The 21419-nt window shown below is 65.1% G+C and carries 14 protein-coding genes; 9 read left to right on the forward strand and 5 right to left on the reverse strand.

Annotated features, from left to right (window positions below; all coding sequences use genetic code 11):
* The first annotated feature begins 29 nt into the window (after positions 1-29).
* The 3 genes from OZ411_RS05620 to OZ411_RS05630 all read left to right on the forward strand — a co-directional run bounded on the left by OZ411_RS05620 (position 30) and on the right by OZ411_RS05630 (position 2294).
* Complete coding sequence (locus tag OZ411_RS05620; RefSeq protein WP_282527137.1) at positions 30-269, forward strand: hypothetical protein; 240 nt, start codon at positions 30-32, stop codon at positions 267-269.
* Positions 270-273: 4 nt separating this feature from the next.
* Complete coding sequence (locus tag OZ411_RS05625) at positions 274-1350, forward strand: hypothetical protein (protein ID WP_282527138.1); 1077 nt, start codon at positions 274-276, stop codon at positions 1348-1350.
* 86 nt (positions 1351-1436) lie between these two features.
* Positions 1437-2294 (forward strand): NAD(P)-dependent oxidoreductase, encoded by an 858-nt coding sequence (locus OZ411_RS05630; protein ID WP_282527139.1) that lies wholly within the window; start codon positions 1437-1439, stop codon positions 2292-2294.
* Between the two features lie 225 nt (positions 2295-2519).
* On the opposite strand, the gene recG is transcribed toward OZ411_RS05630, so the two are convergent.
* Positions 2520-4628 carry an ATP-dependent DNA helicase RecG gene (gene recG / locus OZ411_RS05635; RefSeq protein ID WP_282527140.1) on the reverse strand — a complete coding sequence of 703 codons (2109 nt, stop codon included), beginning with the start codon at positions 4626-4628 and terminating at the stop codon, positions 2520-2522.
* 161 nt (positions 4629-4789) lie between these two features.
* Between recG and OZ411_RS05640 the strand changes: the two genes are divergently transcribed.
* From OZ411_RS05640 to OZ411_RS05650, 3 genes are all read left to right on the forward strand, one after another.
* Positions 4790-5074: a succinate dehydrogenase assembly factor 2 gene (locus OZ411_RS05640; protein ID WP_130581778.1), complete on the forward strand. Its 285-nt coding sequence runs from the start codon at positions 4790-4792 to the stop codon at positions 5072-5074.
* Entirely contained in the window at positions 5071-8589 is a 3519-nt protein-coding gene (mfd, locus tag OZ411_RS05645; RefSeq protein WP_282527141.1) for a transcription-repair coupling factor, read from the forward strand. Before OZ411_RS05640 ends, mfd begins: the two co-directional genes overlap by 4 nt.
* A gap of 182 nt (positions 8590-8771) precedes the next feature.
* Entirely contained in the window at positions 8772-9215 is a 444-nt protein-coding gene (locus tag OZ411_RS05650) for a hypothetical protein (protein WP_282527142.1), read from the forward strand.
* A 9-nt stretch (positions 9216-9224) separates the two neighbouring features.
* On the opposite strand, the gene OZ411_RS05655 is transcribed toward OZ411_RS05650, so the two are convergent.
* Complete coding sequence (locus tag OZ411_RS05655) at positions 9225-10046, reverse strand: helix-turn-helix transcriptional regulator (RefSeq protein WP_282527143.1); 822 nt, start codon at positions 10044-10046, stop codon at positions 9225-9227.
* A gap of 350 nt (positions 10047-10396) precedes the next feature.
* Here OZ411_RS05655 and OZ411_RS05660 point away from each other — a divergent pair, with 350 nt between their 5' ends.
* The 3 genes from OZ411_RS05660 (at position 10397) to OZ411_RS05670 (ending at position 16319) form a co-directional block, all read left to right on the forward strand.
* Entirely contained in the window at positions 10397-13399 is a 3003-nt protein-coding gene (locus OZ411_RS05660) for an autotransporter domain-containing protein (protein WP_282527144.1), read from the forward strand.
* A 366-nt stretch (positions 13400-13765) separates the two neighbouring features.
* Positions 13766-15160: an FAD-dependent oxidoreductase gene (locus OZ411_RS05665; RefSeq protein WP_282527145.1), complete on the forward strand. Its 1395-nt coding sequence runs from the start codon at positions 13766-13768 to the stop codon at positions 15158-15160.
* Positions 15161-15446: 286 nt separating this feature from the next.
* Positions 15447-16319 (forward strand): hypothetical protein, encoded by an 873-nt coding sequence (locus tag OZ411_RS05670; RefSeq protein WP_282527146.1) that lies wholly within the window; start codon positions 15447-15449, stop codon positions 16317-16319.
* Positions 16320-16381: 62 nt separating this feature from the next.
* On the opposite strand, the gene OZ411_RS05675 is transcribed toward OZ411_RS05670, so the two are convergent.
* From OZ411_RS05675 to OZ411_RS05685, 3 genes are all read right to left on the reverse strand, one after another.
* Positions 16382-17608 carry a GGDEF domain-containing protein gene (locus tag OZ411_RS05675; protein WP_282527147.1) on the reverse strand — a complete coding sequence of 409 codons (1227 nt, stop codon included), beginning with the start codon at positions 17606-17608 and terminating at the stop codon, positions 16382-16384.
* Positions 17609-17794: 186 nt separating this feature from the next.
* Positions 17795-19297 carry a class I adenylate-forming enzyme family protein gene (locus OZ411_RS05680; RefSeq protein WP_282527148.1) on the reverse strand — a complete coding sequence of 501 codons (1503 nt, stop codon included), beginning with the start codon at positions 19295-19297 and terminating at the stop codon, positions 17795-17797.
* Positions 19298-19346: 49 nt separating this feature from the next.
* Entirely contained in the window at positions 19347-21062 is a 1716-nt protein-coding gene (locus OZ411_RS05685; RefSeq protein ID WP_282527157.1) for an extracellular solute-binding protein, read from the reverse strand.
* Positions 21063-21419 lie beyond the last annotated feature (357 nt).

Genomic DNA, 21419 nt, shown 5'->3' on the forward strand with positions numbered 1-21419 from the left:
TCGCCGTGTTAGCCTGTGACAGGAACTGCTTGCTGCGCACGGGAGCGCGTGCCATTCCGGTGTCAACCGGATACCGCCTGTTCGGCGGCCCGGATTGCACCGACAATTTATTCTTGAAAGCCCGGGTTTTCTTGCCGGGCGTCGGGTGCGATCTCGATGCAGGATTGTGGATGGCGTTTTGCCTGTCGCTCATTGCGGACGAAGCTGGTTGTTCTCGCCGGGGTGATGTTGCTGCTCGCCTCGATGGCGATCCGGACCGCAAGCGCTGATGATATGAAGCGAAGGACCGGCGACGCCTTCTTCAAGGGCCACCGTCTCGTGACCTTCATCAACGACATGACGCGTCAGGCGACCATCGAGCTCGACGACCGCGAGATCCTTGCGAAGGAGGACGTTGCCGAGATCGGCAAGATCAACACCTACGACCTCGATGGTTCGGTGCTTTACATGCTCCACCTCAAGACGAGATCGGGATGCGGCTCCAATGTCATCGTCCACGCGATGTTGACCGGCGATTCCGGCAAGAACCAGATCCTGTCCGACTTCGCCGCATGCAACGACCTGGTCGAGATTCAGTTGACGACGCGCAAGGGATGGGCGCTCTGGGCTGCCGTTGCCTATCGCAACGACCGGCCGACCGCACGGATTGCATACGTTATCGCGAACAAGCTCGAAAGCCAGGAGATCAAGGCGCCGTCCTGCCTGTTCACGCGCGTCGATCAGTTGAACTGCCTGCAGTCGCTGGTGGCGGAGGCGTTCGGTTCGGGCGAGCTCGGACTGCCGACCGGTTCCGGCTCGGCCGCCGATCACAAGGTCGAAACCTTCCACAACAAGCAGACCGGCAAGGCGACGCTGAAGCTCGACAATCGCGTCTTCCGCACCTTCGACAATGCCAAGGATTTCTTTCTCGCCTCGGTCGAAGGCGGCAATGAGCTCGGACTGTTCGTGCTCTTCCTCAGGCCTGCGACGGGATGCGCGACACGGCCGCTGCTGTTCTTTGCGGACCGCAAGGGTGAGCCGAGCATCACCATGGACTACGCGCCCTGCGCCGATCGCATGGCCAGCCTGACGAGCACCAAGGGCGCGCAGGTCCAGTGGATGGGGCTTGCGTTCAAGGCTGGTGAGCCGCGCGGCTATATCGCCTCGGTGCTCGACCGCAAGCTTACGACGCGCACCACTATGCTTCCGGCCTGTATGCTGGAGGCGGACAAGATGAATGACAATCGTTGCGTGAGCGAGGCGCTCGGCAAGTCTGGTCCCCAATCATCCGAACCGCCACAGCTGCGGGTGATCCCGATGCCGCTGCCGGGCGCCGCCCGCAAGCCACCGCCGCGCACGCAAGGAATCTAACGCCGTGTTTTGAAGGTGAGGCGAACTCGCGTTTGCCGCCGGATCGTTCTACAAATACCGTCTCTCGGAACTCTCGAGGACCTCTCATGTCCAATACGATCGCGATCCTTGCGCCGGGTGCCATGGGCAGCGCAGTGGCGCAGCGCTTGGCCGAACATGGCGCCCGCGTCCTGACCTCGCTACACGGCCGGAGCGAAGCGAGTGCCAAGCGCGCAGCGGCCAGCGGCATGGTGGCGGCCGCCGACGCCGATATCGCCGCAGCCGATATCATCCTCTCCATCGTTCCGCCGGGGGAAGCGATTGCGCTGGCCGAGCAGTTGGCCGCCAGTATCGTGAAATTCCGAACGAGACCTGTCGTCGTCGATTGCAATGCCGTCAATGTCGAGACGGTGCAGAAGGTTGGCGAAATCATCGCTGCTTCCGGCGCGCGCTTCGTCGATGGCGCGGTCATCGGCTTGCCGCCGAAACCAGGCTCAGCCGGACCAGCATTCTATGTCTCGGGCGAGCATGCGCAGGACCTCGCCGTGCTCAAGCAGTTCGGCCTCGACTTGCGCATCGTCGAAGGGCCGGTCGGCGCGGCTTCCGCGCTCAAGATGTCCTATGCCGGCATCAACAAGGGGCTGACGGCGGTCGGCGCCGCCATGGTGCTGGCGGCCACGCGCGCGGGCGCCGCCACTGCCTTGCGCGACGAACTGGCGCTGAGCCAGCCGCAAATCCTGGCGCGGCTTGGCGTCGCGCTGCCGGACATGGTGCCAAAGGCGTATCGCTGGGTCGCCGAGATGCGCGAGATCGCGGCTTTCCTCGGCCCGGATCATCCAGCCAATCTCGTCTATGAGGGATTCGCCAGGCTGTTCGAGCATATCGCGGCCGATGCCAACGGCGAGGGTACGGACGTTGCGAAGCTCCGAGCGTTTGCCGAGAGCTGCAACGTGAAGAAGGCGTAAGGCGCCACCACCGTCATTGCGAGGAGCGAAGCGACGAAGCAATCCATTGCCTCCGCACGTGCGGTGACGGTGGATTGCTTCGCTGCGCTCGCAATGAGGGAGACTAAGTTCTGCGGTTCGGCTCGCCACAACGCCGTCATTGCGAGGAGCGATACCGACGAAGCAATCCATTCTCTCCGAGTTTGCGGTGGCAATGGATTGCTTCGCTGCGCTCGCAATGACGAATTAGCCCGCGCCGATCAGCGGGATCGCTTCGTCGCGTTCGAATAGATAGAGCAGGCAGCGCAAGGCTTCGCCGCGCTCGCCTTTCAGCTTTGGATTATCCTTCATGATGCGCAGTGCTTCGTCGCGGGCCTGTGCGATGAGCTGGCCGTGCACCTCGGGCCGCGCGATGCGGTAGCCGGGCAGGCCGCTCTGGCGGATGCCGAGCACGTCGCCTTCGCCGCGCAGCTTCAGGTCTTCCTCGGCGATGCGGAAGCCGTCGGTGGTTTCGCGGATCACTTTCAGCCGCGCTTTTGCGATCTCCCCGAGCGGCTCCTGGTAGAGCAGCAGGCAGGTTGACGCTTCCGAGCCGCGCCCGATCCGGCCGCGCAGTTGATGCAATTGCGCAAGCCCAAAACGTTCGGCGTTCTCGATCACCATGATGGTCGCCGCCGGCACGTCGACGCCGACCTCGACCACGGTGGTGGCGACCAGGAGCGTGATCTCATGCGCGGCGAACTGCGCCATCACGGCGTCCTTTTCCGCGCCTTTCATTTGGCCATGGACGAGGCCGACACCGTCGCCGAAACGCTTCTGCAGGCTCTCGAACCGCTTGGTCGCGTTGGTCAGGTGTTCGGTGCCTTCGGCCTCGGATTCATCTACCAGCGGGCAGATCCAGTAGACCAGCTTGCCTGCCTTCAGCGCGCGGCCGACGGCGTCGATCACGTCGCTGATGCGGCTTGCCGGCACCGCGCGGGTATCGATTGGCTGGCGACCGGCCGGTTTCTCGCGCAATTCGGAGATGTCCATGTCGCCGAAATAAGTGAGCACCAGCGTGCGCGGGATCGGCGTGGCGCTCAGCACCAGCACGTCGACGGCTTCGCCTTTCGATGTCAGCGCCAGCCGCTCGCGCACGCCGAAGCGATGCTGCTCATCGACGATCGCAAGCGCCAGCGACTTGAAGATCACGTCGTCCTGGATCAGCGCATGCGTGCCGACCAAAAGATCGATCTCGCCGGCCTCGAGCCGGGCCAGCAGTTCGCGTCGCTCCTTGCCCTTCTCGCGGCCGGTGAGGATCGCGACACGAAGGCCGGCGCGTTCGGCGAGCGGGGCGATGGTCTTGATGTGCTGGCGCGCCAGGATTTCGGTCGGCGCCATCAGCGCGGCCTGCTTGCCGACTTCGGCGACGGCCGCGGCCGCAAGCAGCGCCACCACCGTCTTGCCGGAGCCGACGTCGCCCTGCAGCAGGCGCAGCATGCGCACCGGCTGGCGCAGATCTTCCGCGATCGCCGCCATTGCGGAGCGCTGCGAAGCAGTCAGTGCATAAGGCAGCGCGTCGATGATCTTGTTGCGCAGATGGCCATCGCCGGCGTTGCGGTCGCCGGCAGGGCGGCGGAGCTGGGCGCGGATCAGCGCCAGCGCCAATTGGCCGGCGAGCAACTCGTCGAAGGCAAGGCGCGACCAGAACGGGCCGTCAGGCAGGATATCGGTGAGCTCGACCGGCACATGGACACGCTGCAGCGCTTCCGCGATCGGCGGAAAGCTGCAGCGGCGCAGCACCTCGGGGCTGATCCACTCGGGCAATGCGGGCAGTTTCTGCAACGCCTGCGCGATGGCGCGGCGGAGCGAGCCGAGCGCGAGCCCCTCGGTCAGCGGATAGACCGGATCGATGCCGGAGAGTTTTGCAAAGCCTTCTTCGTCAACCACGCGGTCGGGATGCACGATCTGGGGGATGCCGTCGTACATCTGCAAGGTGCCGGAGACATAGCGCTTGGCGCCGACGGGAAGCAGCTTTTCGACATAGCCCGGCTGGGCGCGGAAGAAGGTGAGCACCACATCGCCGGTGTCGTCGCTGGCATAGACGAGATAGGGAGCGCGCGAGTTGCGCGGCGGGGCCGGGCGATGGCGGTCGATCGTGACCTCGAGCGTCACTACCGTGCCCGGAACCGCGTCGCGGATCTTCGGCCGCGCGCGGCGGTCGATCACGCTTGCGGGCAGATGCAGCAACAGATCCACCAGCCGCGGCGTCTCGCTGCGGTCGAGCAGATAGCGGAGCAGCTTGTCCTGCTTCGGCCCGACGCCCGACAGGCTCGTGACCGGCGCGAACAGGGGATTGAGCAGAGCAGGGCGCATGGCATCATCCGTCATCAGCCAGCCGCGCGCCGTCAAGCCCGGCGATGACGCAACAGTTGATAAATCGGGGAACAAGAAGGGCTGACATTGGTCTCCTCAGCCGCTATATCAGCCCCGCCCGGCACGTCCGGGCTTTTGGCGTTTGGATGGATTTTGGCGACATGACGGGAACGACACGGTCGAGCGACGGTCTCGACAACCGCCGCAAGCGGCTATTGTTTCGCTGCTGGCATCGTGGCACCCGCGAGATGGACCTCGTCCTCGGCCGCTTCGCGGACGCCGAAATCGGCAATCTCTCGGACACTGAGCTGTCCGAACTGGAGCACCTGCTCGAGGTGCCCGATCCCGATCTCTATGCTGCGCTGATCGGCGACAGGCCGCTTGAAGGGGCAGGCGCGCTGTTTGCCCGCATCAAGGCGTTTCGCGCGGTGGAACAGGACGTATGAAGCCACAAGCCAAATCACCCGCCGCACTGCTGGCCCCCGGGCGCGCGGTGACCTTTGCCAATGTCGCCGAGGGTGCCGAGGGGCTGGTTATCGCCGATCTGGCGCGCGCGATCGCGGCGAAGCCGAAGCGTCCGGCCGTCAGCCTTGCCGTGGTGTGCCGCGACGGGCCGCGGATGCAGCAGCTCGCCCGCGCGCTGGAATTCTTCGCGCCCGATCTTGGCGTGATGCAGTTCCCGGCCTGGGACTGCCAGCCCTATGACCGCGTCTCGCCGCATGGTGGCGTCCTGGCGCAGCGCCTGACCACGCTGGCGCGATTGTCGCGGCTCGCCGGCAGCGACAATCCGCTGATCGTGCTGACCACCGTGAACGCCATCGTGCAGCGAGTGCCGGCGCGCGAGGTGGTGGCGGCGCAGGCGCTGTCGGTCGCGCCGGGCAATGTCGTACCGATGGACTCGATCGTCGCCTGGCTCGAACACAACGGCTATACGCGGTCCTCCACCGTGCGGGAGCCCGGCGAATATGCCGTGCGCGGCGGCATCCTCGATCTGTTTCCGGCCGGGCTCGACCAGCCGGTGCGGTTCGACTTCTTCGGCGATTCGCTGGAGTCGATCCGCAGCTTCGATGCCGAGACGCAGCGTACGCTCCTGGACATGCGCGGGCTCGATCTCGTTCCGGTCTCGGAATTCCAGCTCACCACGGAGACCATCCGCCGCTTCCGCATGGGCTATGTCGCCGCTTTCGGCGCACCGGAGCGCGACGATGCGCTTTATGAAGCCGTCACCGAGGGGCGTCGCCATCCCGGCATGGAGCACTGGCTGCCGCTGTTCCAGGAGCGGATGGACACGCTGCTCGACTATCTCGACGGCGCGCCTGTTGCGATCGAGCCGCAGGGCGAGGACGCCGCGCGCGAGCGTTTCAAGCAGATTGTCGATTACTATGACGCGCGGCGTGAGGCGATGGAGCATCCCGGTGGCGGCGCGATCTACAAGCCCTTGCCGCCGGACCAGCTCTATCTGACCGAGGCGGAATGGACGCAGCGCCTGAACGACGGCGCGCTGGCGCGGCTGACGCCGTTCGCTGTCCCTGAGGGCAGCACGGAGGTGTTCGACGCCGGCGCGCGGCAGGGCCGCAACTTCGCGCCGGAGCGCACTGATGCGTCCGTCAACGTGTTCCAGGCCGTCGCCGCCCATGTGCAGGCCCTGCAGGCGCAGCGCAAGAAGGTGGTGATCGCGCTGTGGAGCGAGGGCTCGCGCGACCGCATGGGCTCGATGCTGCAGGACCACAAGCTCCACAATGTCACCAACGTCAACACCTGGCGCATGGTGCAGGCGACGCCGCGCAACGAGGCGATGCTCGCCGTGCTCGGCATGGAAAGCGGCTTCGAGACTGACGACGTCGCCGTCATCAGCGAGCAGGATATCCTGGGCGACCGCCTGGTGCGGCCGCGCAAGGCGCATCGCAAGCTCGACAACTTCATCTCAGAGGTCACGAGTCTCGCGGCCGGCGATCTCGTCGTCCATGTCGAGCACGGCATCGGCCGCTTCGTCGGCCTGCAGACGCTGGAGGTCGGGGGCGCACCGCATGACTGTCTCGAATTGCATTATGCGGCGGAGACAAAACTGTTCCTGCCGGTTGAGAACATCGAGCTGCTGTCGCGCTACGGCTCCGACGGCGCCAATGTCGAATTGGATCGCCTCGGCGGCACCGGCTGGCAGGCGCGGAAGGCCAAGCTCAAGAACCGTATCCGCGAGATTGCGGGGGAGCTGATCAAGATCGCAGCCGAGCGCATGCTGCACGAAGCGCCGAAGATGCCGGTGCAGCCGCATGTCTATGACGAGTTCTGCGCGCGCTTCCCCTATGACGAGACCGAGGACCAGCTTGGCGCGATCAACTCGACGCTGAAGGACCTCGAGAGCGGCCGTCCGATGGACCGGCTGATCTGTGGCGACGTCGGCTTCGGCAAGACCGAAGTGGCGCTGCGCGCAGCGTTTGCGGTTGCGCTCGACGGCAAGCAGGTTGCGGTCGTGGTGCCGACCACGCTCTTGGCGCGCCAGCACAGCAAGACCTTTGCGGAGCGCTTCCGCGGCTTCCCGGTCAATGTCGCGCAGGCCTCGCGGCTGATCCCGACGAAGGAGCTGACGCAGGTCAAGAAGGGGCTCACCGATGGCAGCGTCGATATCATCGTCGGCACGCATGCGCTGCTCGGCAAGTCGATCAAGTTCAAGGATCTTGGCCTCCTGATTGTCGACGAGGAGCAGCATTTTGGCGTCGGCCACAAGGAGCGGCTGAAGCAGTTGCGGGCGCAGGTCCACGTGCTGACGCTGTCCGCGACGCCGATCCCGCGCACGCTTCAGCTTGCGCTGACCGGCGTGCGCGAGCTCTCGATCATTGCCTCGCCCCCGGTCGACCGGCTCGCGGTGCGCACCTTCGTCGCGCCGCATGATCCCTTGATGATCCGCGAGGCGCTCTTGCGCGAGCGCTATCGCGGCGGGCAGGCGTTCTATGTGGTGCCGCGCATCGAGGATCTCGCTGGTGTAAAGGACTTCCTCGACAAGAACGTGCCGGAAATGAAGGTCGCGGTGGCGCACGGCCAGATGCCGCCGACCGTGATCGAGGACATCATGTCCGCGTTCTACGACGGCAAGTACGACATCCTGCTATCGACCACGATCGTGGAATCCGGGCTCGATATCCCCAACGCCAACACGCTGATCGTGCACCGTGCCGACATGTTCGGTCTCGCCCAGCTCTACCAGCTCCGCGGCCGGGTCGGGCGCTCGAAGCTGCGCGCCTACGCGCTGTTCACGCTGCCGGCGCAGCAGAAGATCACGCCGCAGGCCGAGCGGCGGCTGAAGGTGCTGCAGTCGCTGGAAACGCTGGGCGCGGGCTTCCAACTCGCTTCACATGACCTCGACATCCGCGGCGCCGGCAATCTTCTGGGCGAGGAGCAGTCCGGCCACATCAAGGAAGTCGGCTTCGAGCTCTATCAATCGATGCTGGAGGAGGCGATCGTCAATCTCAAGGCCGGCGTCGCCGAGCCTGCCGCCGACCGCTGGTCGCCGCAGATCACGATCGGCATGCCCGTGCTTATTCCGGAGGATTACGTCAACGATCTTTCGGTGCGGCTGTCGCTGTACCGGCGGCTCGCCGATCTCGACAGCGAGGAGGAGATCGACAATTTCGCAGCCGAGATGCGCGACCGCTTCGGCGTGCTGCCGGACGAGGTGCGCTATTTGTTCAAGGTCGCCACTATCAAGGCCTATTGCCGCACAGCCAATGTCGAGAAGGTCGATGCCGGTCCGAAGGGCGCGGTGATCGCGTTCCGCGATAATGCCTTTGCCCAGCCCGACCGCCTGGTCGCCTTCATCCGCCAGCATGGCCAGGCCGCGAAGGTGCGGCCCGACATGAAGGTCGTGTTCTTCCAGGAATGGAAGACTCCGGAAGAACGGCTTGCAGGGACAACGGAAATCCTGCGGCAACTTGCCAATCTCGCAGAGAACAAGAAGGCGGCATAAGCTTGCCTTCCTGTTCGCGGGACGCTGGTCGCACAGGCGCTGCCGATCCCGATGTTTTGAGGCAATGGCGCGCTGTTAATATTACTGCTTAACTACCAGTTAAGGATGTGTTTGCCGGCACGAAAGCGCATAGCCTAGCGTGCGCCGAGTGCGGCTCCGTAACCGGCAAGTTGGTGCGTACCATGAGCAATCGAGTCTGTGGCGCGTTGATCGCGTCTGTTGGCGCAGCAGCGCTTCTGTTTGCTGCGAACGATGCATCCGCGAGGTCGGGAGGGGCGGCGCGCGGAGGGGTTGCTTCGGCACCCTCGGTTGCACGTGGGCACGTCGGCCCATCGTTCCGGCCGCACCGGAGAGGCTTTGTCGGCGGCTTCTGGCCGGGCACGGCCGGCTATTTCGATGCGCCAGCGGCCAGCGAAGGCATCGCCGGCATTCCGCAATCGCAATCTGTCTCGGGCGACTTCCGCAACACTTACACCTATGACGTCCCCTGGGACTGGGCCCATCGCTATCCGCCGATGGTCGCACCTTCCGATCGACCCTATGTGTCGAGCTGTCCCTCCGAGAGCGTGATCGTCCCCGGCCGTGGCGGCGGAGAGCAGACCGTCAACATCACGCGCTGCTACTGACGAAGAAGCTCACGGCTGCGCCTGGCCACCCCACGCGTCGAGATCGAGCTTCCAGAGCGGCGGCAGATCGGCGAAAGGCGGTGCGGTGTGCGCGATGACGATGGCCGCACGGCGGCTGTCCGAGTCGATCTTGCTGTTGATCGCCTTGACGTGTGCCTTGATCGCATCGACGCCGATATCGAGGATCCCGGCGATCTCATCGTTCGTCTTGCCCAGCGCAATCCACGATGCCACCTCGATCTGGCGCGGCGTGAGTGCGGGGAAGGCCAGCCGCAGCCGATCGGCCGGAGTGAGCTTGGCGAGAGTGCGCTCCTGCGCCTGCCGATAGCTTCGCAGAATGTGCGGACGGAACGCTTCCAGGCGGTCGCGCTCCAAATCGCTGAAGGGCGGGCGATCCAACACACGATGGCCGACGATCGTGACCACATAGTCGGCATGCTGCAGCACGATCGCCATCATGCGACGGGCGCCTGACGGCAGGAACGCTTCCCTGGCCATCGGGAGTTCGACGTACTCTTCATCGGTGAAAAAATCCGACTCGCGCAGCGCACGCTCGCCGTAGAAGGCGGGATCATATTGCCAGAACGGATGCGAGTGCCGGTGACGGGCAAAGGCCTGCATCGCGCGCGCACGCTTTTCAGGATCGTCTTCGACCGAAACCAACGCGCGAAAATCCTGACTCGCGTGATGGAACTCGGAGAAGCTCACAACTTCCGCGTCGATCAGTCTGCCGATGCTCGTGAACAGCAGGCGGGGTAGTGCGTGAAGATCGGGTTCCGACTCGTAAAGATGGATGATCTCGGCGTCGAGATTATTGTCCCTGTTGTCCATGGGATTCTGCGTTGCAGTTTCTGGTTGAGATTGAATCTATTTTGCGCGCAGTTTGCAGCAATCGGGAACCCGATCTGTTGCAGCAAAGCCTCGCTCGTTTTCCTTATCGCTCACAGCGACGCCTGTATACCCCTTCGGGTAGTGGTCAGATCGTCATTCATCTAAGACTGTTCGCAACGCATCCGCGTGCGTCACAGATTGATGTGATCAGAAATCGTGCGGGTGGTTTCGCGACAACAGAGACGTGCGCGGAAAATTGGTAGTGGGTCGTGGGGGCTGCAATGACGTGGAAATGTTCGGACCGCCAGTCGCGGGGCCACGATTGTCATCGCCGGCACGTTCGGCGCGTCATGCGCGTCGGTTCCACCGCTTTTTGTGTGGTTGTCGGCTTCACCATGGCGGCGTGGGCTGACGGAGGTCAGGGCGGCGCCGGGTTCGGCTGGACCCCTGGGGGTGGCGGCGCTGGTTACACCGGGAATCCGGGCGATAGCGTACGTGCTGATTCGCGCGCTGGCGCCGGCGGCGGCGGCGCGGGGGGCGGTAACGGCGGTAGCGCGTTCAGCGGTCTCCCTGGTGGCACTGGAGGTACCGCGAGCGATCCGAACGGTCACGACGGACAGAGTGGCCTCTTCGGCGGCAGCGGCGGCGGTGGCGGCTACAATGGCAACGGTGCCGGTACGGCCATCCTGACCAACACCGGGACGATGATCGGCGGCCGAGGCGGCAAGGGCGGCGACGGCAATCCGGCGACGACGGGCGCGGGCGGCGGCGGCGGCGGGGCAGGCGGCTACGGTGCGGTGATCACCGGCAGCGGCGCCAGCAGCAATAGCGGGACCATCACCGCTGGCAGTGGCGGCGACGGCGGCAAGTCGGGAAGTTACGGTGGCCCCCCGTATCCTGACACCGGCGGTGGTGGCGGCAGCGGTGGCGTGGGCGTTCAATTCAGTGCCACAGGTGCCAGCTTCACCAACACCGGGACAATCGCTGGGGGCACCGGCGGGACGGCCGGCGCAGCCGTCGGCGCTGGAGGTGGTGGCGTCGGAGGCGCTGGCGGTGCCGGCCTCGTCGGTGCCGCGCTTTCGGTCATCAACAATGGCAACATCACCGGCGGTACCGGCGGCAGCGGCGCCGTGGGACTGGGTGGTGTCCTTGCCCCCGCTGGGAGCGGTGGCGCGGGCGTGTCCCTGAGCGGCGGCTCGTCGCTCCACAACCGCGCCATCATTCGCGGCGGTCTCGGAGGCGGCGGCGGTGGGGCGGGCGGCAGTGGTGGCGGAGCCGGTGCCATTCTGTCGGGTTCATCGCTCACCAACACAGGATCGATCATCGGGGGAGATGGCGCCAGCGGTGGCACCCTCGGCGGCGGTGCCGGCATCGTCGGCACGAATGCCACTGTCATCAACAACGGCACGATTTCAGGCGGTTTGTCCAACGACGGTGTGACACGCGCCAATGCTCTCACGTTTCTTGGTGGGGCAAACACACTCATCTTCGGCAACTCGAACCCGGGCCTGACCGGCAATATTGCAATCCAGGCCGGTACGCTGACGTTTGACCAATCCCCGGACATCACGCTCAACAATGTCATCACCGGAGCCGGTGCCCTCATCAAGGCCGCTCCCAATACCCTGGTTCTCAACGGCCAGAGCACCTACACCGGCCCGACGACGGTCAACGCCGGCAAGCTCGTGATCGGCGACGACAGCCACGCCGGCGGGAGCCTCGCCAGCGCCGTCACGGTGAACGGCGGCGGCGCGCTCGGCGGCATTGGCACCATCGGCGGCCTCGCTGTTGCGAATGGCGGCGCCGTGGCGCCCGGCAATTCGATCGGCACCCTGAACGTCGCCGGCAATGTCAGCTTCGCGGCAGGCTCGATCTACCAGGTCGAGGTCAATGCGGCTGGCCAATCCGACAGGATTGTTGCTACCGGAACCGCAAGCCTTAATGGCGGCACCGTACTGGCGCTGGCGCAGAGCGGCACCTTTGCGCCGCAGACCGCCTACACCATCCTTACCGCCAACGGCGGTATCACCGGCACGTTTGCCGATGTCAGCAGCAGCCTCATCTTCCTGGCGCCGACGTTGAGCTACGATGCCAACGACGTATTCCTGACTTTCACTCGTAGCCGCACAACATTCTCCGACGTTGCGGAGACCCCGAACCAGCGCGCGGCGGCCAGCGCCTTGCAGGAGAGTTCACTGACCAGCCCGCTGGTGATTGCCGTGCTCAACCAGAGTGCGGCCGGCGCGCGGCAGGCGTTCGATGCGCTGTCGGGCGAGGTGCATGCCAGCGCGCAGACCGCGATGCTCGACGACTCCCGCTATCTGCGCGAGGCCGTACTCGGGCGGTTGCGGCAGGCTTCATTCACGGGCGACGCGGGTCCGATGGCCGCGCTCACCTCCGGCGGCCCGCAACTAGCCGCGATGGAGTCGATGTCGGTCAGTTCCGCGCTCGCCTATGCGCGGGCGCACAAGTCGGCGTTCCCGATGAAGGCGCCGCCCGCAGCGCCGGCGTGGCGTCCCGAGACGGCGTTCTGGGCGCAGGGCGTCGGCGCCTGGGGCCGGTTCGACGGCGACGGCAATGCCGCCGGTATGCGGCGCGATCTCGCCGGCTTCTTCAGCGGCGTCGATCATCGCATCAGTCCCAACTGGATCGTGGGTATCGCCGGCGGCTACACCAGTTCAACCGTCCGCGTCAGCGACCGGGCGAGTTCCGCTGATGTCGAGACCGCGCATCTCGCCGGTTATGTCGGTGCGACCTACGGCGCACTCAGCCTGCGCGGCGGTGCGGCGGCAAGCTTCAGCACGCTCGACACCAGCCGTTCGATCATGTTCCCGAATTTCTTCGACACTGCACGCGCCCGTTACGACGCGACCACCGCGCAGGTGTTCGGCGAGGCGGGTTATGGGCTGACATTCGGACAGGTCGCGCTCGAGCCCTTTGCTGGGCTTGCCTGGGTCCATCTCGACACCAACAGTTTCAATGAGACCGGCGGCAGCGGCATCGCCGCGCTGCTCGGCTCCGGCACCAAGGAAGACGTCGGCTACTCAACGCTCGGCGCGCGCATCGCCACCAGTTTCCTGCTGACCAACGGCATGTCGCTGACGCCACGCGCCTCGGTGGCGTGGCAGTACGCTCTCGGTGATGTCACCCCGACAGCGGCGCTCGCGTTCCAGAGCACGGGCGCGAACTTCATGGTGGCGGGCGTACCGCTCGCGCGCAACGCGGCGCTGGTCGAAGGCGGGCTCGATCTGCGGGTCACGCCGCAAGCCAGCGTCGGCATCGCCTATGTCGGCCAACTCTCCGACCGCGTGCAGGATCATTCGGTCAAGGGCAGCTTCACCTGGAGATTCTAGAGCAGGATCCGGAAAAGTAGAAACCGGCTTTCCCTCGCGACAACGCGAAGCGTTTGCGCGGAGATCATGATCTCATCTCTTTGTTTGAGCATGATCTTTTCGGAAAACCGGTTTCCACTTTTCCGGATCATGCTCTAGGAGCGCAGCAGCAGAGGCGCGACGCAAACCCCGCCACACGCGACGAGTGTCGCGCGCGGAACTTCGGCGCGGCGGCAGCCAAGGCAGCGCTCTCCACCGCGAAGGTTCCAGCCGCAACCATATGCATGAGCGCGATCACGATCAGCGGCGCATAGCGGTGGCGCTTCTGGCGCAATCCTATGTCCTCGGAGGTAAGGGTCCGTTTCGGAGACAACACGGAGATCATCCATGTCTCAGGCTGAACACTTCGATATCGTCATCCTCGGCAGCGGTCAGGGCGGAAAGCAGCTCGCATGGCATCTTGGCCGTTCCGGCAAGAAAGTCGCCGTGGTCGAGCGCCGCTGGGTCGGCGGTGCCTGCCCGGCAGTCGCCTGTCTCCCATCGAAGAATGAAATCTGGAGTGCGCGGGTCGCTCACCTCGTGCGGAACGCTGCGCATTTCGGGTCACTGACTGGTGCGGTCAAGACCGATATGGGCAAGGTGCGCGCTCGCAAACAGGGCATGGTCGATCGCGAGATCGCATTCCACCTGAACGCCTACAAGGAGAGCGGCGCGGAACTCATCATGGGCAGCGGCCACTTCGTGGGTCCGAAGACCCTTCAGGTCGCGTTGAACGATGGGGGTATCCGCTTGCTCGCGGGTGACGAGGTTGTCCTCAATGTTGGTACGCACGCAGCCATTCCTGATATCGCCGGTCTCAAGGCCGCGCGTGCGCTTACTCATATCGAAGCGCTGGAGCTCGACTACGCGCCGTCGCACTTGATCGTACTCGGGGGCGGCTATGTCGGTGTCGAAATGGCGCAGGGCTTCCGTCGGTTCGGCAGCCGAGTGACGATCATCGAGCCGGGTCGCCAGCTCATGGGACGGGAAGATGCCGATGCGGCCGAAGAGATTCAGCGCATTCTGAGCGGCGAGGGGATTGACGTGCTGCTGAACGCCCAACCCGTCAGTGTCCATGGTGTTTCCGGCGATACCGTGTCGGTGAGCGTGCGTACCCTCAAGGGCGAAGAGAAGATCGAAGGCAGCGACTTGCTTGTGGCAGTTGGCCGGGTCGCCAACACCGCAGGCATCGGGCTCGATGAAGCTGGAATAGAACTCGATGCCCGCGGCTTCATTCGTGTCAACGAACGTCTGCAGGCGACTACGCCCGGTGTCTGGGCCATCGGCGAATGCTGCGGCAGCCCCCAGTTCACGCATGTCTCGGTCGATGACTTCAGAATTGTAAGGGACAACATGGCAGGCGGCACCCGCAGGACCGACGATCGCCTCATTCCTTATGTCGTGTTCACCGATCCGCCGCTCGCACGTGTCGGCCTCTCCGAGCAGGAAGCCAAGCGGCAGGGTATCCCTGCGCGTATCGCGAAGCTGCCGATGAGTCATGTCCTGCGCACGGAGGCAACCGACGAGACCGACGGCTTCATGAAGGTTGTCGTCAGCGCGAACGACGACCGTATCCTTGGCTTTTCAATGATCGGTTCCGAGGCCGGCGAGGTCATGGCTGTCATCCAGGCCGCAATGCTCGCCGGCTTGCCGTACCCAAAGTTGCGTGATGCCGTGATAGCGCACCTCACCATCGCGGAAGGACTAGGCCCGCTGCTGGCAAACGTGCCGCCGCGGTCTTGATCGCACGCAGCGGCAGTGGAAACGATACCGGTGCTCCAAGACGAGCGCCGGCATCGGACGGCGGCCTGAATGCCGCCAGAGGGCCGAAATTCACATTTGAGAAAACCATTGTGGCCCCAAGGCCGTGTGGCGCGGCGCGTCGGCGTCTCACAGGAACCTTCCCAACGAGCTGCGATTATAGCCGGTGGAGGAGGACTGAAATGAACCAGCTAATCTATCTGATTGGCCTGATCGTCGTGATAATGGCCATCCTTTCGTTTTTTGGTCTGCGCTGAGGAGTTCGACCATGACAATCGAAGCTCCTACGCTCGTCGAAGACGAAGCGCTGACGCTAGCTGACGAAGTCCGATATCTGCATTGGACGCCCATAGTCGGGGGCGCGCTCGCTGCTGCGGCGTTTGCCTTCATCCTGATAACCTTTGGCGTCACCATCGGTCTTGGCGTCAGCTCGGCCTCTCCAACCTGGCGAGACGCATCCGCCGCGCTGGCGTTGCTGTCGGGGCTTTATCTGATCTTGCAGGCGATCGTCAGTTTCGGTCTCGGCGGGTACATTGCGGGTCGCACGCGCTGCGGCTTTGATGCGGCGCGCAACTTGGAGACGGAAACGCGGGACGGTCTTCATGGCCTGACGGCCTGGGCGCTCGCGGTTCTCCTCGGGGCCGCACTGGCGGCAATTGTGAGCGCAGCCGCGGTCAACCGTTCGTCTCCATCGCTTACGATGGGAAGCACCACCGCCGCCGAACCGCTTCTGAGCTACGAGCTCGATCGGCTGCTGCGCGCGCCACGTCGGCCTCCCAATGCTGATATCAGCGCCGAACGCGCCGAGGCCGGCCGGATACTCATGACGTCGTCGAGCCACAATGGGGTGAACGGTGATGACCGGACCTATCTGATTCAGCAGGTCCAGGCGTGGACCGGCCTTTCCGCTGGCGATGCCGAACGGCGAGTCGATCAGGCGATTGCGAGTTCGAAGACGGCGATCGCTCGCGCGCGTCGCAGCACCATCATCCTGGCGTTTTCGGTGGCGGTCGCCGCCTTGCTCGGAGCCGTCAGCGCCTGGGCGGCGGCAGTTGCGGGCGGTCGGCACCGCGACGGCGCGCCGCTTCCGGAATGGATGGCGTTTGCCGACAGGTTCGAGCCAAGAATTCCGGCGCGATAGCGGACTCGTCATCATCCACGTTCTTAAGATCGGCGGTCGCCGCGCGCTCTTCGACTGCGCTGCTACGACGCCGCGCGATGCGCCTCGTCATGTAGCCGCGCGAGCAGTGATCTTGCCGTGTCGTTCGACAGCAGCGTTGCGACGCTCACGCTGGGATCGGAACGCATATCGCGCTTGCCGTGGCTGGTGTGGCGCATGACGCTGGAGAGGCGACGCGCGATCGCATGGGCGTTGCGCAGGTCGGCGCCGGCGAACACGACGATGACTGATCCGTCTTCCTGGGCCGCGCCGAAATCCATCTGACGCATCAGGCGGCTGATGATGCGCGCGCCGTCGAACTGCGCGCGGGGATCGGCGGGATCGAAGGCGAAGCGCGCCACACTCAGCGCGCCGCCGTGCTCGGTGGTCTGATAGACGGCGGTGGCGAAATCGCGCTCAAAGGCAATGCGGGTGAGCAGGCCGGTGCGCGCATCGATCAGGCCCTCGGCGTCGATCGCGCGCAGCGTCCGGCTCAAATGCACTTCGAACGCGTGCTGACGCACCAAAGGCAGCGCGGTCGCGGCGACGACGGCCGGCTCGCCACCAATCAGCTCGAGATGCGGCAATTCGTAGCTCGGAGCGAGCCCGTCCGGCGTCGCCACGACCGGCAGATTGCGGAAGCGGGCATCTTCGGCGAGTACCGTCAGGAAGGCATCGATCACACGCAGCGTGAAGCCTTCGCCGAGCACGATGCCGTCGACGTCGCGGGAATTGAGATGCTTGGCGGCCGCCTCGATGCTGAGCGCGCCGACCACGCCGCAGCGCTCGCCGAGCACGACCGAGAGCGCCGGGTAGGCGCCGCCGCGGCCGATCAGGAGCACGGTCGCGTCGCGGCTGGTATCGATATCCGAAAGCAGGATCGGCGAAGGTGGCACCAAGCGCCGCATCACGGTCGAATGCAGCGAGCGGATGCGCAGCGCCGCGTTCAGACGCGCGAGCAGGCGGCTCGGGTGCTTCTCGGCGTGAAAGAACGGAATCGCATTGTCGGGCAACGCCGCTTCGGGATTGACGGCGATCAGCGGCAGATAGGGCTGGCGCGGCGCGATCATCGCTGCCAATTCGGCAAGTCCCGCCTCATCTCCGGTCGAGGCAGCGGCGATCACGGCGGCTGGCTGTACCTGGGCGACTGCGCGCGCGGCGTCAGTCCATGTGGTCTCGATCACCGGAAACAGCCTGCTCTCATCGAGCGCGCGCGCAAAGGCTGGCCGACCTTTGGTCGAGGCAATCAGGATCGGGCCTTGCTGGGGCATTCGGCAACTCGGATCGGGCGGAAGCTTTGGCCGCCATGCTAGTTGCCGCCGCTTAATGCAGCGTCAACGTGAGATCATGATCCGATTAGGCGGAATCGGATCATGATCTCATCGCTTTGTTTGAGCATGATCTTTTCGGAAAACCGGCTTCCACTTTTCCGGATCATGCTCTAACGCGGGGTTTGCTCAGATGCGGCCGGTCCGATCGCGAAAGGCTTCGACCATCAATGGATTGAGGCCGAGTTCTGTCATGGCGTTGCGGGCGCGCGCATTGTCCTGGGCGCGCCCGGCGAGGCGATGGCCGGCGAGGCGGTCGGGCAGAGCGGTGAGCAGCGCGCCCTGGCCGAGCCGGCGCGACCATTCCTGCAGGTCGTTGGCGAGGAAGCGGTAGCCACCAACCGCCATGATGCCGGACGGCGGCGCGGTGATATTGATGGCGCCGGTCGAACGGTCGAGCCGCGCTGCATATTCGGTGTCGACGTAGTCGCGGGGCGGCGGGGCTATCAACGCGTCGTTCGGCACTTGCGGCGGTGCGTAGGCTGCGGCGGGCACCATCGGCCCGCGCAGGCCAAGCGTACCCGTTGGCGTCAGCAGGATCTCGCCGGCAATGGAGGAGCCCGGGAGCTCGCGCGGCGCGCCATGCGGACCCGGCTGGATCGGCGCGGGTGAACCGTCCTCGGCGGTCCGGCGCGCGCCGAACAGGCCGGCTTCGCCGAACAGATAGACATCCGTTAGCGTCGCGCGCTGCGCGGTCCAGGACGCGCCGGCGGCGACCTGTTCGGGTGCCCGCCACAGCCCGATCACGTTCCGCACGCTCGGCATGTTGGCGTCGAGGTCGAGTTCGGCCAGCCGCAGCGCCAGAGGCGCAGGCGCAATCAGCGTGTCGCAGGCATGGTCATTGATCTGGGTCTGCAGCACCTCCTCGTCGAAGGGGTGGTGCAGTACCAAAGTGCCGCCGGTGAGCAGCCAGACTGCAAGCGAAGAAGCCAGCCCCGCGAAGGACATCGGGGCAAAAGTTGACATGATGGTTGCGCCCTGCGGCACGTCGCTCTCCAGCGACATCGCAAGTCCGCCGGCGATCACGGCGAAATGGGCGCGCGGTACCGGACGGAAGCCATCGGCGGTCACATCGAAGGAGATCAGCGAGGCCTTGCGGCCGTCCTGGATCACCGCCCGCGTGGTCGAGGATTCCCGCAGGATGGCCTGGTCGAGCGAGGCCATGCCTTCGGGCAGATCGTTGCCGAAACCGCAGACATGGCGGATCGAGAACGCTTCCGCCGCCGCGTTCATCGCGAAGTCGGCGTAGATGACGCCGTCGATCCGGCTCGTCGTCACGATCGCCCGCGCGGCGGTGCGGTTCAATGCCGCGGTCAGTTCGGCGTGCCGCCAGAGCAGCGGCATGGGCGCGACCACCAGGCCGCAGCGATGGGCCGCCAGCACCGTCAGCGCGAATTCGACCGTGTTCGGCAATTGCAGGGCCAGCACCGAATTGGCCGGCAATCCCGCTTCAATGAAATGCGCCGCTAGCGCCGAGATCGCGCGGTCGGCTTGCGCATAGGTCAATCGCTTGCGCGTCTGGCCGGTGATGCGCTGCTTGTTGAGCGGATCGACCAGCGCCAGCGCGTCCGGCTGCCGCGCCAGCACGCGCTTGAACAGGGAATCGAGCGTGGGCGAAGCGGACTGGGTCACGGGTTCAACGTCGGTTGCATCAACTTCGGTTGCATTACTTGGCCTGCGGCTACTTCGGTTGCGACTCTGGCCTCTGCCACCAAGTCTCCGGCAGGTAGCCGGTCAGGGCAGTGCTCTCTGGCCGTTCTATCCGATTCCAGCGCGCGATCCATTGCTCCGCGATGTTAAACAGGGGAATTGCGTAGAAGCCGGACATCAGCGTGCGGTCCAGCGCCCGCACCGCCGAGACGAAGGCGGGCCGCTCCCGCGCCTCCAGGAGCGCGGCGATCAGGGCGTCGATCGCCGGATCCTTGGCGCCCATGTAATTCCTGGTGCCGGGGATGTCGGCGGCCTGGCTGCCCCAATAGAACGACTGCTCGTTGCCGGGCGACAGCGATTGATCCCAGCGATTCTGGAGCATGTCGAACTCGTAGCCGAGCCGGCGCTGGTCGAACTGGACCGGATCGACCGCGCGCACGCGCACCTCGATGCCGGCACGCTTGAGGTCGCGCTGGCAAGCGAGCGCGATCCGTTCCTGGTCGCGGGTCGTCACCAGGATCTCGAACGCAAACGGCGCCTTGGTCGCGCGGTTGCGTAGCACCGTGCCCTCGAGCTCGTAGCCGGCCTCCGACAGCAGTGCGAGAGCGCTGCGCAGCGCGGTACGGTCGCGGCCTGAGCCGTCGCTGACCGGCAGGTGATAGCTGCCGTCGAGAATGTCGGGCGCAATATGCGCGTTCGCCTGCTGCAGCAATTCTCGTTCGCGCTCGTCGGCCGGGCGGCCATAGGCGGACAGCTCCGAGCCGGCGAAGAAGCTGCCGCTGCGGGCATAGAGGCCGAAGAAGTAGTTGCGGTTGATCCATTCGAAATCGAACAGGAGCGTCAGCGCCTTGCGCACGCGGACGTCTGCAAACAGCGGACGGCGGGTGTTGAACACCAGGAATTCGGAAGGTTGCGGCGTCCCGGTCTTGATGGTGTCGCGGATGACCTCGCCGTTGCGGGCCGCGGGAAAATCATAGCCGTCGTGCCAGCGCAGGGGCTCGGCCTCGACGCGGAAATCGTAGAGGCCGCGCTTGAAGGCTTCGAACTGGCCATTGGCCTCGCGGTAGAAATCAAGCCTGATCTCGTCGAAATTGTAGAGGCCGCGATTGACAGGAAGGTCGCGGCCCCAATAGTCCGGATTGCGCACCAGCGTGACGCTCGCGCCCGGCTTCACCGCGCCGACGCGATAGGGGCCGGAGCCGATCGGTCCCGTCATCGTGGTGTCCTCGAAGGTAGCCGGATCGACCGCGTGTTTCGGCAACACCGGCATCAATCCGAGGATCAGCGGCAGTTCGCGGTCGTTGGCGCCTGTGAGGTCGAAGCGCACCGTGAGCGGGTCGGGGGAATCGGCTTTCGCGACCTTCGCATAATATTGCCGGTGGTTGGGACGGCCGTGGTCGCGCAACAGCTCCCAGGAGAACAGCACGTCCTCGGCGGTGACGGGCTTGCCGTCGGAAAAGCGGGCGCGGGGATCGAGATGGAAGGTGACGTAGCTTCTCGCATCGTCGGTCTCGACCGTCTTGGCGAGCAGGCCGTAGAGCGTGAACGGCTCGTTATTGCCGCGCGCCAGCAGGCTCTCGACGACGAAACCCCTGATCTGCTGCACGGCGAGGCCACGAACGATCAGCGGGTTGAGGCTGTCGAACGTGCCGAGAATGCCCCAAGTCAGCCGGCCGCCCTTGGGCGCGTCGGGATTGGCGTAGGGCATATGGGTGAAATCGGCCGGCAATGCCGGCGCGCCGTGCATCGCGATCGCATAGCTTTCCGCCGCTCGCGCCGGGCCGGCCCCGACCAGCGCGAGCGCGATGGCGAAACCCAGCGCGGCGAGCACGCCACGCCCAGATGCAACCCAGGAGACGCGCGGAGCAACGCGTCGATCTGATTCGCGAAATCTCACGGAACGAGCTTTACCACAGGACTTTGCAACTCGCCGTGACGTTGGGGCAAACCTGCTTGCCGGCATTGATCTTTTCGTCTGCCGCTGTATTGAAGGCGTGCAATTGAACAGGACGGCAACGCCTGTCACGTATCCGCCTCAATTGACTAGGAGACAGCCGCCCCAAACGGCTAGGTGTCGGTGCCTGCAGCGGTTTCGGGCGCCGCC

It is taken from the genome of Bradyrhizobium sp. Arg237L (genome assembly GCF_029990105.1).
Lineage (GTDB): Bacteria > Pseudomonadota > Alphaproteobacteria > Rhizobiales > Xanthobacteraceae > Bradyrhizobium.

What these genes read in the sequence shown, in the direction of transcription:
- OZ411_RS05625 (WP_282527138.1), top strand. Translation starts at nt 274, where the DNA reads ATGAAGCGAAGGACCGGCGACGCCTTCTTCAAGGGCCACCGTCTCGTG.
- OZ411_RS05630 (WP_282527139.1), top strand. Translation starts at nt 1,437, where the DNA reads ATGTCCAATACGATCGCGATCCTTGCGCCGGGTGCCATGGGCAGCGCA.
- recG (WP_282527140.1), bottom strand. Translation starts at nt 4,628, where the DNA reads ATGCGCCCTGCTCTGCTCAATCCCCTGTTCGCGCCGGTCACGAGCCTG.
- OZ411_RS05640 (WP_130581778.1), top strand. Translation starts at nt 4,790, where the DNA reads ATGACGGGAACGACACGGTCGAGCGACGGTCTCGACAACCGCCGCAAG.
- mfd (WP_282527141.1), top strand. Translation starts at nt 5,071, where the DNA reads ATGAAGCCACAAGCCAAATCACCCGCCGCACTGCTGGCCCCCGGGCGC.
- OZ411_RS05650 (WP_282527142.1), top strand. Translation starts at nt 8,772, where the DNA reads ATGAGCAATCGAGTCTGTGGCGCGTTGATCGCGTCTGTTGGCGCAGCA.
- OZ411_RS05655 (WP_282527143.1), bottom strand. Translation starts at nt 10,046, where the DNA reads ATGGACAACAGGGACAATAATCTCGACGCCGAGATCATCCATCTTTAC.
- OZ411_RS05660 (WP_282527144.1), top strand. Translation starts at nt 10,397, where the DNA reads ATGCGCGTCGGTTCCACCGCTTTTTGTGTGGTTGTCGGCTTCACCATG.
- OZ411_RS05665 (WP_282527145.1), top strand. Translation starts at nt 13,766, where the DNA reads ATGTCTCAGGCTGAACACTTCGATATCGTCATCCTCGGCAGCGGTCAG.
- OZ411_RS05670 (WP_282527146.1), top strand. Translation starts at nt 15,447, where the DNA reads ATGACAATCGAAGCTCCTACGCTCGTCGAAGACGAAGCGCTGACGCTA.
- OZ411_RS05675 (WP_282527147.1), bottom strand. Translation starts at nt 17,608, where the DNA reads ATGCCCCAGCAAGGCCCGATCCTGATTGCCTCGACCAAAGGTCGGCCA.
- OZ411_RS05685 (WP_282527157.1), bottom strand. Translation starts at nt 21,062, where the DNA reads ATGCACGGCGCGCCGGCATTGCCGGCCGATTTCACCCATATGCCCTAC.